Source organism: Streptomyces akebiae, assembly GCF_019599145.1.
Lineage (GTDB): Bacteria > Actinomycetota > Actinomycetes > Streptomycetales > Streptomycetaceae > Streptomyces > Streptomyces akebiae.
On record NZ_CP080647.1, the window covers coordinates 7,818,076 to 7,833,992 of the forward strand.

16 protein-coding genes are annotated in these 15,917 nt (G+C 71.5%); 8 read left to right on the forward strand and 8 right to left on the reverse strand.

Annotated elements, in window-relative coordinates:
• Positions 1 to 2: 2 nt before the first annotated feature.
• Positions 3 to 986, forward strand: coding sequence for a prolyl aminopeptidase (gene pip, locus K1J60_RS33820; protein ID WP_220649522.1), 984 nt, complete (start codon positions 3 to 5; stop codon positions 984 to 986).
• Positions 987 to 1,173: 187 nt separating this feature from the next.
• Here pip and K1J60_RS46260 read toward each other — a convergent pair whose 3' ends face one another.
• Positions 1,174 to 1,302 carry a hypothetical protein gene (locus K1J60_RS46260; protein ID WP_259408039.1) on the reverse strand — a complete coding sequence of 43 codons (129 nt, stop codon included), beginning with the start codon at positions 1,300 to 1,302 and terminating at the stop codon, positions 1,174 to 1,176.
• Entirely contained in the window at positions 1,299 to 2,033 is a 735-nt protein-coding gene (locus K1J60_RS33825) for a GntR family transcriptional regulator (RefSeq protein ID WP_220649523.1), read from the reverse strand. Before K1J60_RS33825 ends, K1J60_RS46260 begins: the two co-directional genes overlap by 4 nt.
• Before the next feature lie 194 nt (positions 2,034 to 2,227).
• Here K1J60_RS33825 and K1J60_RS33830 point away from each other — a divergent pair, with 194 nt between their 5' ends.
• Together K1J60_RS33830 and K1J60_RS33835 are read left to right on the forward strand one after the other, a co-directional pair.
• Positions 2,228 to 3,739, forward strand: a complete 1,512-nt coding sequence (locus tag K1J60_RS33830) for an NCS1 family nucleobase:cation symporter-1 (protein WP_220649524.1) — start codon at positions 2,228 to 2,230, stop codon at positions 3,737 to 3,739.
• A 2-nt stretch (positions 3,740 to 3,741) separates the two neighbouring features.
• Entirely contained in the window at positions 3,742 to 4,461 is a 720-nt protein-coding gene (locus K1J60_RS33835) for an aspartate/glutamate racemase family protein (protein WP_220649525.1), read from the forward strand.
• 94 nt (positions 4,462 to 4,555) lie between these two features.
• Here K1J60_RS33835 and K1J60_RS33840 read toward each other — a convergent pair whose 3' ends face one another.
• From K1J60_RS33840 to K1J60_RS33845, 3 genes are all read right to left on the reverse strand, one after another.
• Positions 4,556 to 4,954: a RidA family protein gene (locus K1J60_RS33840; protein ID WP_033527093.1), complete on the reverse strand. Its 399-nt coding sequence runs from the start codon at positions 4,952 to 4,954 to the stop codon at positions 4,556 to 4,558.
• Positions 4,955 to 5,071: 117 nt separating this feature from the next.
• Positions 5,072 to 5,290, reverse strand: coding sequence for an SDR family oxidoreductase (locus tag K1J60_RS46265; RefSeq protein ID WP_259408345.1), 219 nt, complete (start codon positions 5,288 to 5,290; stop codon positions 5,072 to 5,074).
• A complete protein-coding gene (locus K1J60_RS33845) occupies positions 5,253 to 5,819 on the reverse strand; it encodes an SDR family NAD(P)-dependent oxidoreductase (protein WP_259408040.1) in 567 nt (188 codons plus the stop codon). Before K1J60_RS33845 ends, K1J60_RS46265 begins: the two co-directional genes overlap by 38 nt.
• Before the next feature lie 171 nt (positions 5,820 to 5,990).
• On the opposite strand from K1J60_RS33845, the gene K1J60_RS33850 reads away from it, so the two are divergent.
• The 4 genes from K1J60_RS33850 to K1J60_RS33865 all read left to right on the forward strand — a co-directional run bounded on the left by K1J60_RS33850 (position 5,991) and on the right by K1J60_RS33865 (position 11,264).
• Entirely contained in the window at positions 5,991 to 6,722 is a 732-nt protein-coding gene (locus K1J60_RS33850; RefSeq protein ID WP_033527092.1) for a DUF7873 family protein, read from the forward strand.
• A gap of 538 nt (positions 6,723 to 7,260) precedes the next feature.
• Positions 7,261 to 9,222 (forward strand): FUSC family protein, encoded by a 1,962-nt coding sequence (locus tag K1J60_RS33855; protein ID WP_220649526.1) that lies wholly within the window; start codon positions 7,261 to 7,263, stop codon positions 9,220 to 9,222.
• Positions 9,223 to 9,387: 165 nt separating this feature from the next.
• Positions 9,388 to 10,791, forward strand: a complete 1,404-nt coding sequence (locus tag K1J60_RS33860) for an amidohydrolase (RefSeq protein WP_220649527.1) — start codon at positions 9,388 to 9,390, stop codon at positions 10,789 to 10,791.
• Between the two features lie 287 nt (positions 10,792 to 11,078).
• Positions 11,079 to 11,264: a hypothetical protein gene (locus K1J60_RS33865; protein ID WP_033527090.1), complete on the forward strand. Its 186-nt coding sequence runs from the start codon at positions 11,079 to 11,081 to the stop codon at positions 11,262 to 11,264.
• A gap of 71 nt (positions 11,265 to 11,335) precedes the next feature.
• Here K1J60_RS33865 and K1J60_RS33870 read toward each other — a convergent pair whose 3' ends face one another.
• The 3 genes from K1J60_RS33870 to K1J60_RS33880 form a co-directional block, all read right to left on the reverse strand.
• On the reverse strand, positions 11,336 to 13,309 hold the full coding sequence (locus K1J60_RS33870) for an ABC transporter ATP-binding protein (RefSeq protein ID WP_220649528.1): 1,974 nt from the start codon (positions 13,307 to 13,309) through the stop codon (positions 11,336 to 11,338).
• A gap of 241 nt (positions 13,310 to 13,550) precedes the next feature.
• Positions 13,551 to 14,018: a hypothetical protein gene (locus K1J60_RS33875; RefSeq protein WP_220649529.1), complete on the reverse strand. Its 468-nt coding sequence runs from the start codon at positions 14,016 to 14,018 to the stop codon at positions 13,551 to 13,553.
• Positions 14,009 to 14,764 (reverse strand): ATP-binding protein, encoded by a 756-nt coding sequence (locus tag K1J60_RS33880; RefSeq protein WP_259408041.1) that lies wholly within the window; start codon positions 14,762 to 14,764, stop codon positions 14,009 to 14,011. The genes K1J60_RS33875 and K1J60_RS33880 overlap by 10 nt, the downstream gene beginning before the upstream one ends.
• Before the next feature lie 286 nt (positions 14,765 to 15,050).
• On the opposite strand from K1J60_RS33880, the gene K1J60_RS33885 reads away from it, so the two are divergent.
• Entirely contained in the window at positions 15,051 to 15,911 is an 861-nt protein-coding gene (locus K1J60_RS33885) for a helix-turn-helix domain-containing protein (RefSeq protein ID WP_220649531.1), read from the forward strand.
• Positions 15,912 to 15,917: the final 6 nt, after the last annotated feature.

Sequence of the window (15,917 nt, forward strand, 5' to 3'; positions counted from 1 at the left end):
CAATGCCCCTCTATCCGGAGATCGAACCGTACGACCACGGCATGCTCGACGTCGGGGACGGCAACCGCGTGTACTGGGAGGTCTGCGGGAATCCGCGGGGCAAGCCCGCTGTCGTGCTGCATGGCGGGCCGGGCTCCCGGGCCAACGCCTGGTTCCCCCGGCTCTTCGACCCCGAGGCGTACCGGATCGTGCTGCTGGACCAGCGCGGCTGCGGGCGTTCGACACCGTCGGCGAGCGCGTACGAGACCGACATGAGCGTCAACACGACGGATCACCTGATCGCCGATCTGGAGCTGCTGCGGCGGCACCTCGGGATCGGGCGGTGGCTGGTGTGGGGCGTGTCGTGGGGCTCGGCGCTCGGTCTGCGCTACGCCCAGACGCATCCGGAGTCCGTGACGGAGCTGGTCCTCACGGGGGTCGCCACCGGATCCGACGCCGAGGTCGCCCTGCTGACCAGGGGACTCGGGCAGTTCTTCCCGGAGGCGTTCGAACGATTTCTGGCCGAGCTGCCCGAGGATGAGCGGCACGGGAATCTGCCGGCCGCCTACAACCGGTTGATCGAGTCGCCCGACGAGGCGGTGCGCATCCGGGCCGCGCGCGCCTGGACGGACTGGGAGACGGCCATCGCGGCGCAGCCGCCCCGCTCCGTGCCGCGCTACGAGGACCCCCTCTTCCGCTACGGCTTCGCCCGCACCGTCACCCACTACTGGGGCAACGGCCACTTCCTCGGCGACGGCGGCGACGGCGACGGCGGCGACGGCGACGGTGTGGTCCTGCGTGACGCGCCACTGCTCAAGGGCATCCCGGGCACCCTCGTCCAGGGCAGCCTCGACCCCGGCAACCTCCTCGGTATCGTCTGGCGCCTCCACCACGCCTGGCCCGGCAGCGAGCTGGTCCTCGTCGACGACGTGGGACACGACGCGGGCGCGCCGGACATGGCGGAGGCACTGGTGGCGGCGACGGACCGCTACGCCGGCAACGGCTGAGCGCCGGACGACGCGGGCCGCCGAGATGGGCCGGGTGTCGACACCCGGGTCCGGCGAGGCGCCGTAGGGGCTCCAGCGGTACCGGGGGAAAAAGCCGGTGGAGTCGCGCCACCCCCGCCGTGAACGCCCCGGCGCCCGCGATCGCCGCTCCGCTCAACAGCCCACGTCTGTTGACCGTGCCCACTTCCTAACTGTCCTGGTGGATACCCGAGTTGACGGTCGGCAGCGTGTTGGCGGGGCGGTGCTCACGGTTCACCGGGTTTCCGCCCGCTGTTCCGGCCGGGCTCGGGGCCGTCGTCGGGCTCCGGGTCGTCATCGGGCTCGCGGCTCCTCGCCGCTCCCACTGTCCTCTCCGCCCGCTCCGCCCTCTCCGCCCCCTCTGTCCTCGCCGAACAGGTGCCGCACGGTCGACCGGTAGTTGGTCCGGACGTGGGTGAGGGCGTGCGCGCGGGCGCGGTCGGGGTCGCCGGAGGCGATGGCGTCGTACAACTCCCTGTGTTCGGCCAGGAGTTGGGGCCACTCGGTGTTCCGGCGGGTCAGCCAGCGCAGTCGGCCGTCTACCGGCTCCATGACGGAGCTGAGCAGGCTGTTGCCGGCCATGGCGAGGACGCGGTCGTGGAAGCGCGTGTTGATGTCGGTGATCGCCTCGGCGTCCCCGGCGCGGGTCGCCTCCGCCGCCCGGTCGAGCAGGGTTGAGAGCTCGGCGAGGGACTCCGGGGTGGCGCGGGAGGCGGCGAGCCCGGCCGCGTACACCTCCAGGGCCTCGCGCAGCTCGAAGAGTTCCGTCACGTCCGCCGGGGTGAGACGGCGGACGACCGTACGACGCGGGGTCTCGAAGTGGACGAAGCCCTCGGCGACCAGTGCGCGGATCGCCTCGCGGACCGGGACCCGGGAGACCCCGAAGCGGTCGGCCAGCTCGCGCTCGACGAGCCGGTCGCCCGGGCGGAGGCGTCCCGCGATGATGTCCTGCCGCAAAGTGCCCAGGACGCGCTCGCGCACCGCGCCCAGAGGTTCGATCTTCGCTCCTTCGGGAGCCAGGGAGCTCATGGAGCAATCTTCGCCGACGCGGAGGGTGTTTTACGGGGCGTTAACGACAGCGACATCGGTCCGAACGGTTGACGGGAGGAGTATGAGCGCAGTTTGGTATACCAAACAGCGCGAGGTGCTCTCCTGGTCCCCCACGCCGGTCCCGCACCCGTCCCCTCCACCCACCCTCGTCTCCTCTCGCTCCTGGAGGCTCCGTGTCCCTCGCCGACAGTGCCGAAGCCACCGGCACCACAGCGTTCGTCCCCGACCCCCGCCTCACCAACGAAGACCTCGCGCCCGCCGAGAAGCGCAACTGGAAGGTCTTCGACCTCTTCGCCCTGTGGATGTCCGACGTCCACAACCTCGGCAACTACACGTTCGCCGCGGGCCTCCTCGTCCTCGGCATGAACGTCTGGCAGGTGTTCACGTCGCTGCTCGTCGGCTTCGTGATCATCTATGTCGGGATGAACTGGATGGGGAAGATCGGACAGCGCCACGGCGTGCCCTTCCCCGTGGTCAGCCGCATCAGCTTCGGCATCTGGGGCGCCAACATCCCGGCCATCATCCGGGCCGTGATCGCCATCATGTGGTACGGCATCCAGACCTACCTCGCGTCCGTCGCCGTCAACATCATGCTGCTGGCCGCCTGGCCGGGCCTGGAGTCCTGGACCCACGACTCCTTCCTCGGCCTGCACCACCTCGGCTGGATCACCTTCGTCGCCCTCTGGCTCATCCAGGCGGTGATCATCAGCCAGGGCATGGAGTCGGTCCGCAAGTTCCAGGACTTCTGCGGCCCGGCGATCTGGATCGTCATGATCGCGCTGGCCGTCTGGATCCTCGCCAAGGCCGGCTGGACCATCTCCCTCACCTCGACCCCGAACCCGGTCTCCGTCGGCGAGCAGTGGCGGCAGTGGTTCGGCGCGATCGGGCTGGTCCTCGCCACCTACGGCACGCTGATGCTCAACTTCTGCGACTTCTCCCGCTTCGCCCCCGACTACAGGACGGTCAAGCGCGGAAACTTCTGGGGCCTGCCGATCAACTCGACCGCCTTCGTGGTGGTGTCCGTCATCGTCACCGCGGGCTCCATCGAGGTGTTCGGCAAGGCGATCACCGATCCCGCCCACCTCGTCGCGGAGATCGGCAACACCTGGATCCTCGTCCTGGGCGCCCTGACCTTCGCCATCGCCACCATGGGCGTCAACATCGTCGCCAACTTCGTCTCGCCGGCGTACGACCTCGCCAACGTCTGGCCGCAGAAGATCACCTTCAAGGTCGGCGGCATGATCAGCACGGTCGCGGCGCTGGTCGTGACCCCCTGGAACCTCTTCTCCAACCCCACCGTCGTGCAGTACTTCCTCGGCGGCCTGGGCGCCTTCCTCGGCCCGCTGTTCGGTGTGATCATGCTCGACTACTTCTGGGTCAAGCGTGGCCGCATCGACGTCGACGAACTCTTCAACGCCGAGCCCGGCTCCCGCTACTACTACCGCAACGGCGTCAACCCCAAGGCCCTGTGGGCGTTCCTGCCGGCCGCCGCGGTCTCGGCGGTGCTCGCCCTGGTGACCACCTTCAGCGAGGTCGCCCCGTACTCCTGGTTCATCGGCACGGCGCTGGCCGCCGGGCTGTACGCGGTGCTGTGCCGGGACGAGCGGGCCGCGGCGTCGGCCTCCTCCGCGACGGCTTCCCCCGGAACTCCTTCGTCCGCGTCGACGCCCGCCGTGGAGGGCTGAGCGTGCGCATCGTCGTCACGAACTGCAACACGACGCAGGGAATGACCGAGGAGATCGTGCGAGGTGCCCGGGCCGCCGCAGGCCCGGGCACCTCCGTGACCGGACTGACCCCCGCCTGGGGGCCCGAGTCCGCGGAGGGCTGGCTCGACAGCTACCTCTCCGCCGCCGCCGTCCTCGACGCCCTGCGGACCTACCAGGAGCCGTGCGACGCCGTCGTCATGGCCGGCTTCGGGGAGCACGGGCGCGAGGGCGCGCGTGAACTGCTCGACGTCCCCGTCGTCGACATCACCGAGGCCGCCGCCCACCTCGCCTGCCTGCTCGGACGGCGCTACGGGGTGGTGACCACCCTGGACCGCACCTGCGGGCAGATCGAGGACAGCCTGGACACCGCCGGTGTGGGCCGCAACTGCGCCGCGATCGTCGGCACCGGGCTCGGCGTCCTCGACCTCGCCGACACCGACCGCACCACCCGCGCCTTCCTCGCGGCCGGGCAGCGCGCCCGCGACGCCGGGGCCGAGGTGCTGGTCCTGGGGTGCGCCGGGATGACCGGGCTGCAGCGGACGGTGGGGGAGAAGCTGGGGGTGCCGGTCGTCGACGGGGTGGGGGCGGCCGTGAAACTCGCCGAGTCGCTGGTGACGCTGGGGCTGACCACCAGCCGGGCGGGGGGCTACGCGAAGCCGTTGCCGAAGAGCCGGATCTGGGGGAACGGGACGGGGCGGTAGGGGGCGCGCACGTCACGGGACCATTGCCTCGCGGGGGCACTGCCCTTGCGGGCCACCGTCCTCGCGGGGCCACGGCCCTTACGGGGTCACAGCCTTACGGGACCACCGCCGTCGCCGTGATCTCCACCAACTGTCCCGTGTAGCCGAGGCAGGCCACACCGAGGAGGGTCGAGGAGTGGGGGCCGATGCTCAGGCCGGACGCCTCGACGACGTCCCAGACGGCGGACAGGACAGCCGGCTCGCTGCTCACGACGTACACGTCGGTGTAGGCGACGTGCTCGAAGTCGCTTCCCACCGCCCGTAGTTGCTCGCCGAGGTTGGCCAGCACCTGCTGGGCCTGCCGCACCGGATCGCCCTCCCCGACCAGTTTCCCGTCGGCGTCCAGCGGGACGGAACCGGCGAGGAAGGCGAGCTTCGTCCCGGCCTCGACGACGGACGCGTGCGCGTAGACGGGCGGTGTGAAGAGGCTGGGGACCGTGGTGCGCCGGATCATGACTGCTCCCGATGGACGACTTGGGGAACTGGGTGAGGACAACCTGTCGATCATGCGCGCCCCGCTCTCGCTCCGCATCCGAATTCCGGCGGGGGGAGGGGAGGGGCGAGCGGCCAGTCAGTCGTCCGAGGTCACGACGGTGGGCCGGCCTGCGAGGATGCCGCCGTCGAGAACGAATTCGCGGCCCGTCGAGAACGTGGCGTCGGCGATGACGAAGAGCACCATGCGTGCGACCTCCTCGGGTTCCCCGAAGCGGGGGAGGGCTGCCCGGCGGTGTAGGCGTCGCCGAAGCCGGCCGTCATCGGAGTGCGGATGGCGCCGGGGTGGACGGAGCAGACCCGGACTCCGTCGGGGCCAGTTCCAGCGCCGCCGTCTTCGTCAGCCCGCGCAGACCCCATTTGCTCGCCGCGTACGAGCCGATACCCGCGTACGAGGTCAGGCCGGCGAGGGAGGAGATGTTCACGATCACTCCGCCCCCGGCCCGGCGCAGCGAGGGCGCCCCCGCGTGCATGCCCAGGCACGGGCCCTGCGGATTGACGTCGAGGACACGGCGGAACGAGGCGAGGGACTGCTGCTCCATCGAGCCCCACTCGGCGATCCCCGCGTTGTTCACCAGCACCGAGACGGGACCCAGGTCCCGTTCCACCTCGGCCACCGCCCGCTGCCGGCCCTCCTCGTGCGTGACGTCCAGGCGCTGGTGGCGGGACCGCCCGCCGACATCCGCCGCCAGTTCCGCTCCCTCGGCGTCCCGGACGTCGGCGACCACCACATCGGCCCCCTCCGCCGCGAGGAGACGCGCCACGGCGGACCCGATCGCTCCCGCGCCGCCGGTGACGATCGCCACCCGCTCGTCCAGACGTCCCATCACGATCTCCCGCTCCTGAAAAGCGGCGTCATCGGCGCGCCGTCCCCAGCATCGACCGCGCCACGGCCGACCGCGGTTCGAACCGCGATGATTCCGCCCGTATTCCGTGCCGAACAGCTCTGCGAAATAATCCTTCGAAAAGAGAGAACCTCCGCTGTTAACGTCTTCCACGTGGCGAAACTCAATCAGATCATCGCAGTGGAGAAGGGCGTCAAGGCCAAGTCCCAGCAGGACCTGACGGCCGCTCATCACGGGCTGCAGAAGCCGGCGTTGCTGGCCGGTATCGCGCGTACCTATCAGCCGAAGGACGAGGAGGGCGAGCAGTTGCCGCCCGAATCGACCCGGGTGCAGGTGCGGGCGGAGGACGTGTTGCGCGAGACAGCGGGAGTTCTCACGCGACTGTTCGACGTGACCGCCACCAAGGACTGGGCCAACTGCACCGCACGGGCGGACGTGAAGGTCGAGGGCCGGGTGCTCGTCGCCGACGTGCCCGTGGCCTATCTGCTCTTCCTGGAGAAGCAGCTCGGGGAGATCAACACGCTGGTGCGCAAGCTGCCCGTCCTCGACGCCTCCGAGGCGTGGGCGCAGGACCCTTCCACCGACGCCTGGAAGACCGAGGCCGTGCGGACGGTGCGGACGAAGAAGGTGCCGCGCAACCATGTGAAGGCCGAGGCGACCGAGAAGCACCCCGCCCAGGTGGAGGTGTACTACGAGGACATTCCGGTCGGCTACTGGACGACCGTGAAGTTCTCCGGAGCCCTGCCCGCCCGGCGCGTGAACGAGATCCTCGACCGCGTCGAGAAGTTGCAGCAGGCCGTGAAGTTCGCGCGGGAGGAAGCGAACGGCGTGGACGTCGTCGACCAGCGGGTCGGTGACGCCGTATTCGGCTACCTGTTCGGATAGTTCGGGTAGCCTCATGAACTCCCCGGTCGGCCTGTGAGCCGGGCGGGGTGCGCGAGGAGCGCAAGCTGAAGCTGAGGCTTGTCGTGACGGAGCGGTCCGTACCCGCCGAAGAATTCAGGGACGGGCCGTGATCAATCTCAGACTATTGCTCCAGACTCAGTATTCGCCGCCGATCGCCGCAACGACCGGACTCAGGCCCCGGACGTCGAAATGCTGGTTCAAGTCCAGCCCGCGCAGCTCGATGCGTGGTGGTCCAAAGGCAGGACGCGGCGACATGATGACTGACCTGGGTTCTCAACCGTGCGGCGTGCCCATGGGGCGGCATATCAGGGCCCGGGGGCCGGCTACGTCCCCGGGTCCACCTTTATTGCGTTCATAAAGAACATGGCCTCTGCAGAGATCGTCACATCGCGTTAATACGAGCGCCCCATATCCTCCAGGTCCGCGCCCTACGGTGGAACACACACGCACACCACCAACGCCCCGGCCACCGTCGCCCGAAGGCACACCCCCGCCCTCACCCGACGACAGGAGCCCCGTGTCCCGCCGCGCCGTCCTCGCCCTGCCGCCCTGGCTTGCCCATGCTCTGCGTGCGCAGAGGGGGCCGGTGCCCTGGAACGCGGTGCTGCGGGGCGCCTTGGCCGGCGGACCGTTGCTCCTGGTCGCCGTGGTGTCGGGGCACCCCTCCGTCGGGGTCGTCGCCGCACTCGGCGCCATGCTCGCCGGAATCAACGACCGGCCCGGCAGCAGGCGCGTCGCCGTGCAGCGTCTCGGGGTGCCCGCGCTCGCCGGAGCCGTGGGGCTGCTCGTCGGGACGTACGCCGGACAGTACGCCGGAGCCGTCGTCCTCACCCTGCTGCTCACCGCGCTCGGGCTGCTCGCCGGCGCGATGAGCGCGGTCGGGCCCGTCGCCTCCGGAGCGGGCACCCAGCTGCTGGTCGCCGCCGCCATCGGCGCAGGAATGCCGCTGCCCGAACCAGGATGGCAACGGGCGCTCGCCTACCTCGCCGGCGCCGGATGGCTGCTCGCGCTGCGCCTCGCCCTGCCCACCCCCGCGATCCTCACCGCCGGCGACTACCGCTTCGACGGCGAACGGGACGCCGTCGCCGCCGTGTACGACGCGATCGCCGGCCTGCTGGACGCCGTGGGCACCCCGGACGCGATCGCCCGACGGGCCGCGCTGACCGCCGCCCTCGACCACGCCCAGGACGCGCTCGCCGGGCCCCGGCTGCGGCGGTACGCCAGTTCGTCGTCCGAGCGGCGACTGCACGCCCAGTACGCCGCCGCACTACCGCTCGCCGAGGCGGCGACCGCGCTGGCCTGGGCCGGGGACGCCGTCGTCGGCCGGGCCTCCGAAGGGCCCCGGCGCCTCGCCGACGCCGTGCGCGGCAACACCGCCACCGGGCCGCTGCCCGCTCCCTCCCGCTCCGCGCCCGCGCTGCGCGCCCTCGACGACGCGCTCCTGCGCGCCGCCGAGGCCTTCGACCGGGGCGGCGACGCACACGACCTGCACACCCGCCGCCGTACCCTCGGATCGCTCGTACGGCTCGGTCTCGGCTCCGGCGGGCGCGAGTACGGGCTGCGGGTCGCCCTGTCCTTCGGCGCCGCCGCGGCCGTGGCACAGGCGCTGCACCACCACCACTGGTACTGGCTGCCCGCCACCGCCGTCTTCCTGGTCAAGCCCGACCTCGGGCCGCTCGTATCCCGAGTGCTGTGCCGGGCGGCCGGGACTGTGCTCGGCGCCGTCCTCTTCGCCGCCTTCGCCGCCGTACTGCCCCGGCCGGAGGGGCTCATCGCCCTGGTCGCGGTGAGCGGGGCGCTGATCCCCGTCGCCACACGGCACTTCGCCGCCCAGACCGCCGTCGTCACCGTCCTCGTCCTCGCCCTCGTCATGGTCGGTGGAGACCCCCAGGCCTCCTGGAGCCGTATCGCCGAGACACTGCTGGCCTGCGCCATCGTCCTGCTCGTCGGTCACCTGCCGATGCCCAAGGGGCAGCGCGGCGGGGGCGTACGCGCCCGGCTCACCGAAGCGTGCACGGCGGCGCACGCCTACCTGGCCCACGTCCTGAACGAGTCGCGCGCGCCCGGCGGGTCCGCGCAGACCGGGGTGTCCACGCCCAACGGCGTGACCGTATCCGTCGGGGCCGCCCTGCCGGGGGAGGCCGACGACAGGGCCGCCCGCTGGACCCTGCGGCGCGAGGCCTACCGCTCGCTCGCCCGGGCCCGCGCCGCGATCGCCCTCTCCGGGGCCGAACTGCCCGCACTGGCCCGGCACACCGAGGGCACCGACGAGATCGCCGCCGTTCTCGAACGGCTGGTCGACACCACCACCGCCTGCGCCGTGCACCTCGACGACACCGGGCGGCTCGGGCGCCACCACACCGAGCGGCTCACCGCGCTCCTCGACGAACTCGCACGCCACCGGAGGCACGCCGACATCAGCCTCCCCGACGCACCGGACGTGGCCGACGTACTGCCGAGGCAAGGCCTCAGCGCCTGAGCCGCGCGCCTGAGCCGCGCGCCTGAGCCCGCGCCCGGTAGCACCGCGCAAGCCGGCGCGCCCGCCCGGTGGGGCGCGCCGGACGCGGCCGGATCCCAACCTCCTCCCCCCGGATGCGCCCGTTCCGCCCCCCTCCCGAGCGCGCCACGGCCGTACCGTAACGACATGACGTCGCCTCCCTCCTCGTCCCCCTTCTCCTCGCACTCGGCCCCGTCTCCCGCCGATCTCGTCATCACCGGCTGCACCGCCCTCGTCCACGACGAGCACGAGCGGATCGCGTTCGTCGAGGACGCCGCGATCGTCGTACGGGAGGGGGTGATCGTCAGCATCGGACCGGCGGAGGAGACGGCCCCCGTGGCCACGGCGGAACGCATCGACGCGCGGGGCCAGGTCGCCGTGCCGGGGCTAGTCAACTGCCATACGCACGCGCCGATGGTGGCGCTGCGCGGTATCGCGGAGGACCTGCCCGCGCAGGAGTGGTTCGACGACGTCATCTGGCCCGTCGAGTCCAACCTGACGGCGCGGGACGTCGAGCTGGGAGCGCGGCTGGCCTGCGCGGAGATGATCCGCGGCGGCGTGACCTGCTTCGCCGACCACTACTTCGCGATGGACGCCGTCGCCGCCGTGGTCGAGGAGACCGGCCTGCGGGCGCATCTGGGAGAGGCCTTCTTCTCCTCGCAGGGACCCGAAGGCCGCGAGAGGTCCCTGGAGTTCGCACTACGGCACCGGGGCGCGGCCGGGGGCCGCATCACCACCGCGCTCGCCCCGCACGCCCCCTACACCGTCGACGACGCCGACCTCGCCGCGACCGCCGCACTCGCCCGCGACCACGGTCTGCCGGTGCATCTGCACGCCGCGGAGAGCCGTGACCAGACCGACAACAGCCTGGCCCGGCACGGCGTCACCCCCATCGAGGTCCTGGAACGCACCGGACTGCTCGGCGTCCCCGCGGGCGTCCTCATCGCGCACGGCACCGGCATCGTCGAGCGCGACCTGCCGGTCCTGGAGCGGGCGACGGGACCGGTGGCCGTCGCGACCGCACCCCGCGGATATCTCAAGTTCGCCTGGCCCACCACCCCGGTGCGCGCCCTGCGCCGTATCGGCGTCCCCGTCGGACTCGCCACGGACGGCGCCGCCTCCAACAACTCCCTCGACGTGTGGGAGGCCATGGCCCTCACCGCGCTCGTGCAGAAGTCCACCGAGGGCGACCCGCGGTGGCTGACCTCCCGCCAGGCCCTGCACCATGCCACGCTGCAGAGCGCACGGGCCGTGGGACTGGGGGAGAACATCGGCAGCCTCGCACCCGGCCGGCGTGCCGACATCGCCCTGGTCGACCTCACCGGCCCGCACACCCAGCCGGTGCACGACCTCGCCGCCACCCTCGTGCACAGCGCCCGCTCCGCCGACGTGACCACCACGATCGTCGACGGCCGCGTCCTCATGCGCGACCGCGAGCTGCTCACCGTCGACGTGCGGGCGACGGTACGGGAGATGACGGGCCGCCTGACCGCACTCACCGACCGCAGCCACGGCGGCCGGATCCAGGACTACGACAAGCCGCCCGGGTAGCCGACGGATTCCGCCCTCCGAGGCGCGCATGGGACGGGCGGCGCGTTGGTACTCGTCGTACGGCAACGCCTTCGACGGGGTGACAAGTAGTGCAAGTGTTGGCACGAAGCGTCACCGGAATGTGTGGTTTCTGAGAGGTACCTCACGATCCGCCGTTGACCTCGTGTCAACTACGTCTCAGTACCGTCACTTCGCGAGCCGTTCACCCCATGGTTGGCGTTTAAATCTACGAGCTGACTAGCCGCGGGCTACGGGCTCACGGGTACAGCGCGACATGGAGGTGCAGGGTGAACGGGCGAACGGTGCTGGGGCGCTTTCCCGCCGGGGGGCCGCGCGGCTCGTGGCCGGCGGAGGAGTTGGCGCACGCGGCCCGCCTCGAGGGGCAGCAGGCCGAGGTCGTCATGGACATCGCGACGGACATGTTCCTGGTCATCGTGCGCGGCGCCGAGACCCCCGCGACGGCGTCGGCCTGATCCCCGCGACCGCGTCGGCCTGATCCCCGCGACCGCCTCGCCTGACCGCCGCGACCGCGTCGGCCCGACCGTCACCTTGCCTTCGGCGCGGGAACCCTCACCGCGGCAGCCCGCTCGGCCGGCACCCTCGCCGTGAACTGCTGCGCCTGGAGCGAGTACAGCTCGGCGTACACCCCGCCCGTGGCCAGCAGTTCCTCCGGGGTGCCGGACTCCACCAGGCGTCCCTGGTCGAGGACGTGCACGAGGTCGGCGTGGCGGACCGAGGCCAGCCGGTGGGTGATCAGGACGACCGTCTGACCGGTGCCCGCCAGGGCGCGGATCTTCTCGAAGACCTCCAGCTCGGCGCGCGCGTCCAGGGCGGCGGTAGGCTCGTCCACGATGAGGATGCGCCCACGCCGGTACGCGGCCCGCGCGATCCCCAGCCGCTGCCACTGCCCGCCCGACAGCTCGTGCCCGCCGCTGAAGCCCCGGGCCAGAAGCGTGTCGAGGCCACGCGGCAGATCCTCCACCACGTCCTGCGCCCCGGCCTCCGCGACGGACGCGGCGAGCCGCTCCTCGGTCAGCGGCGCCGAGGGCCGGCCGATCGCCATGTTCACGCGGGCGGTGAAGGGCCATCGCTTGAAGTCCTGCGCGACCATCGCGATGCGCTCGGCCAGCTGCCGCCGGTCGGCGCCCGCCGCGTCCACGCCGTCCCACATGATCTTGCCCTGGTCCGGGGTGTACAGCCCGGCGAGCAGCTTGACCAGGGTCGTCTTGCCCGAGCCGTTCTCACCGACGAGGGCCACGATCTTGCCGAGCGGCACGTTCAGGGTGACGTCCTTGAGGGCGGGCCGGCCGGCCTTCCCCGGATAGGAGAAGGTCACGTTCTCCACCCGGATCTCCCGCGGTTCCTCCGGCAGCGGATCACCGCCCTCCGGGATCGCGCGCTTGGCGGCCTCCACGTACAGCCGCTGCATGTCGCCCACGAAGAGAGCCTCCTCGTGCAGGGAGTTCACCTCCAGGACCAGCGTGTCCAGGCTCGACGAGCCCGTGCGGATCGCGATGACCGCCGTCCCCGCCACGGACAGCGCCATGGCACCGGCGAGCAGCAGACCGCCCAGCGTCGCGTACGTCGCCACGGTGGCCAGACCGGTCCACACGGCCGCGTACAGGCCCGTACGGGCCGCCAGCCGGGCCAGCCGGGCCTGTTCGGCCTCCGCGGTCTCCGACATCGACCGGAAGTGGCGCAGCAGGAAGGGACCGACGCCGTGCACCCGGATCTCCGGGGCGGCCTCCGGCTCGATCAGCAGGGAGCCGATCAGATAGCCCGCGCGCGCGTGCTGCACCCAGGCGTGGAAGGACGTGTAGCGGCGGCGGGCGATCGTCAGGGAACTCCATGCGCTCGGCAGGGTCATCGTGACCAGCAGGGGCAGCAGGGCCGGGTGCAGCACGGTCAGCACGCCGGCGGCCGCGATCAGCGAGATCAGCGCGTTGACCACGCGCGCCGAGTAGCTGATCATCCGGCGGGCCGACTGGGCGCCGTACTTCGCGGTGTCCAACAGCTTGTGGAAGCCGTCGTCCTCGATCGCGGACAGCTCCACCGCCGCCGCCCGCTCCAGATACAACTCGGTCGCGACCCGCTCCACCTTCGGTTCCAGCCGGCCCGTGGCGTACGTCGACGCGGCCCGCAGCAGCGTGGCCACCAGCATGACCGCGGCGATGGTGACGAGGGCGGGGACCGCTTCCCGCAGGCGCGCCTCGACCGTGCCGTCCGCCATCAGCCGGGCCAGGATCGTGTTCACCGCGAGCAGGCTCACCGCCTGGGCGAGGCCGCGGCCCGTCTCGGCGGCCAACACGGTCCGGGCGGCCCGCCGGTCCGCCTGCCAGGCGAGCCGGAAGCTCGACGCGAGCAGCGACGGCAGCCGCCGCACCATCGCGCGGAAGTTCAGCTCCAGAAAGGCGTTGGCGTGCTGCGACCAGCCCATGTCGTACCGCAGCGGCCCTCCGAAGAGCAGTGTCTCCGACTCGGACGTCTCCGGCTTGCCCCCATCACGCGCCTTCCCCACTCATGGCCTCCCCCGGTCGTCGCAGAGGGCCACTATCCCGACACCCTCCGCTCCCGACCAGGGCGCACGACGGTGCCACCATGACCCACCCGGAGCACAAGGGGCGCGCGAAGGGGTTTTCGGGAGCCCCGGAGCCCTCTTGCGAAGAGCCGCAGGCCCCTTCAGCCAGGGGCACGGGAAAGGGGCACGGGAAAGGGGCGCAGCTCCTGTCAGGATCCGGCGCCACCGGCGGAGCTGAGCCCTACGCGGTCATCCGGGACCATGTGGGCGTCGTCCCCGTCACCCGGCACAACGCCAGATACAGCGGTATCGGCGGCGTATAGGGAATCGTCCCCTCGGGCCTGAGGATGAGCCCGGGGGCGGCCTCGCCGTCGGAGACCAGCGCGCCGGTGGTGTAGCGCACCGGCGACGGCCATTCCAGCGCGTAGTCGGAGTCGGCCGGCACGATCCACCACCAGTGCGCCCGGTCGGCGTAGACACAGCCCACCCGCGGCAGCCGGGGCAGGACCATCGGCCCGAAGCGGCAAGGGACGGCGACCGCGTCACATCCCATGGGCGCGGTCATGCCGTCAGGCAGGGGGATGGGGCGGGGCGGCGCGGCGGAACGCTGGGCGCGGCGCAGTCGGGTCAGGGTGTCGAGGCTCACCACGCGGGCCACTCTGCCTCCACCGGGGGGCCGAGTGGGACCGATCGACCCGCTCACACCCATTCGGCCCCCGTCCGCCGTCCGACCTGCGGCCGGACTCCGACTTCCGTACGACATTCGAAACCCGTGCGGTACCCGGCCTCACCTGCGCCGCGGCCGCCCTCGACGCTCGTGAGACGGAAGGCCTCCGCCCCACCGTCCCGGTCCTCCGCCGGCGGCTTCTTCGCGCCCCAGCCGAGATCGGAGCGGGCCGCCGTGTCCGTGGCTCCGCCCGCGCCCAGGGTGATGTCCGCGACCGTCTCGGGCGTGAGCACCGGGGCGGTGGGGGCGAGCAGCCCGCGCGGTACGTCCGCCCACACCAGGAGTCCCAGGCCGACCGGCTGGGCACCCCATGAGCGGCAGAGGGACTCTATGAGGAGCAGCCCCCTGCCGTGTTCCTCCTCGGGCCGCTGCGGCGAGGGGTGCGGCTCGCCGGGAGCGCAGCCCTCGTCCCGTACCGCTATCCGCACCAGATCCTCGCCGTCGTGCAGCTCGCAGACGATCTGGGCGCTCGCGGTGTGCACGATCGCGTTGGTCACCAGCTCGGACACGACGAGGGCGGCCGTGTCGCAGGTGTCCTCGCACAGGGCCCAGCCGGTGAGCTGGTCACGGGTCACGCGCCGGGCCTGGGCCACGGCACCCGGGTGCGCGGCCAGCTCGAATCGAAACCGGCGCTCGGCGATTGTCTCGGGGCGCGCCCCGGCAGCCGGACCGGGACCGACACGGTCACCGGCGGCGTCTGTTCCTAACGGCGCAGGGGGCGGAATCACGCTTGCCACTATCGCCCCGCCGTGAACACTTGGCAAGTGTCACTCTGAAAATTGCAGAGTGCCGTATGACTCTCTGAACGGTCGTGGCACACTGCACGCAACAGCACGTGTAGCGGCGCCAGTTGGAAATCCCTCACACAACGTTCGTATGCACGCACAGTGTTCGTATGTGTACACGGACAGGTGTGACGCGCAGGGCCTCCGAACGGCGCCGCAAGGCTGTCGGCACCGGGACGGGCCGGACATCGACGCAGATCAGCGCAGAGTCAGAGGGAAGAGAGGCGAGATGAGCGAGCCGCGGTCCGCGCCGACGGTCGGGCAGGTCGTGCTCGGTCGGCGTCTGCTGGACCTGCGTGAGCGCGCGGGCATCAGACGCGAGGACGCCGCACGCGTCCTGCACGTCACCGCCGCCACGGTCCGCCGCATGGAGACCGCCGAGGTCGCCCTCAAAATCCCCTACCTCCAACTCCTGCTGAAGGCGTACGGGGTCGGCGACGAGGAGGCCGAGACCTTCGTCCGGCTCGCCGAGGAGGCCAACAAGCCCGGCTGGTGGCAGCGCTACCACGACATCCTGCCGGGCTGGTTCTCCATGTACGTCAGCCTGGAGGGCGCGGCCTCCCTGATCCGTGGCTACGACCCCCACTTCGTCCCCGGCCTGCTGCAGACCGAGGACTACGCGCGTTCCGTCATGACATCGGGCGCCATCGGCCAGACCAAACCCGCGGACATCGAGCGCCATGTCGACCTGCGCATGCAACGCCAGGAACTGCTCACCCGTGAGGGTGCGCCCCGGCTGTGGTTCGTGATGGACGAGACCGCCCTGCGCCGCCCCGTCGGCGGACCGGCGGTCATGCGCGCCCAGATCGACCGACTGCTGGAGGCGATGGAGCTGTCCCATGTGACGCTGCAGGTCGCCACGTTCGACACAGGACCGCACCCCGGCACGTACGGGCCGTTCGTCCTGTTCCGTTTCGCCATGCCGGAACTTCCGGACATGGTCTACAGCGAGTACCTGACCGGCGCCGTCTACCTGGACGACCGCTCCGAGGTGGCGACCCACCTCGAGGTCATGGACCGCATGGCGGCGCAGGCCGCCACGGCACAACGCACGAAGGAGATCCTCCGGGATCTCCGCGAGGAGCTCTGAAGTCAC

Bases quoted from the DNA above. Each gene is read 5' to 3' on its own strand.
- K1J60_RS33845 (WP_259408040.1), bottom strand. From the start codon at position 5,819: ATGGGACGTCTGGACGAGCGGGTGGCGATCGTCACCGGCGGCGCGGGA.
- K1J60_RS33875 (WP_220649529.1), bottom strand. From the start codon at position 14,018: ATGGGTGTGAGCGGGTCGATCGGTCCCACTCGGCCCCCCGGTGGAGGC.
- K1J60_RS33860 (WP_220649527.1), top strand. From the start codon at position 9,388: ATGACGTCGCCTCCCTCCTCGTCCCCCTTCTCCTCGCACTCGGCCCCG.
- K1J60_RS46260 (WP_259408039.1), bottom strand. From the start codon at position 1,302: ATGACGACCCGGAGCCCGACGACGGCCCCGAGCCCGGCCGGAACAGCG.
- pip (WP_220649522.1), top strand. From the start codon at position 3: ATGCCCCTCTATCCGGAGATCGAACCGTACGACCACGGCATGCTCGAC.
- K1J60_RS33840 (WP_033527093.1), bottom strand. From the start codon at position 4,954: ATGATCCGGCGCACCACGGTCCCCAGCCTCTTCACACCGCCCGTCTAC.
- K1J60_RS33885 (WP_220649531.1), top strand. From the start codon at position 15,051: ATGAGCGAGCCGCGGTCCGCGCCGACGGTCGGGCAGGTCGTGCTCGGT.
- K1J60_RS33825 (WP_220649523.1), bottom strand. From the start codon at position 2,033: ATGAGCTCCCTGGCTCCCGAAGGAGCGAAGATCGAACCTCTGGGCGCG.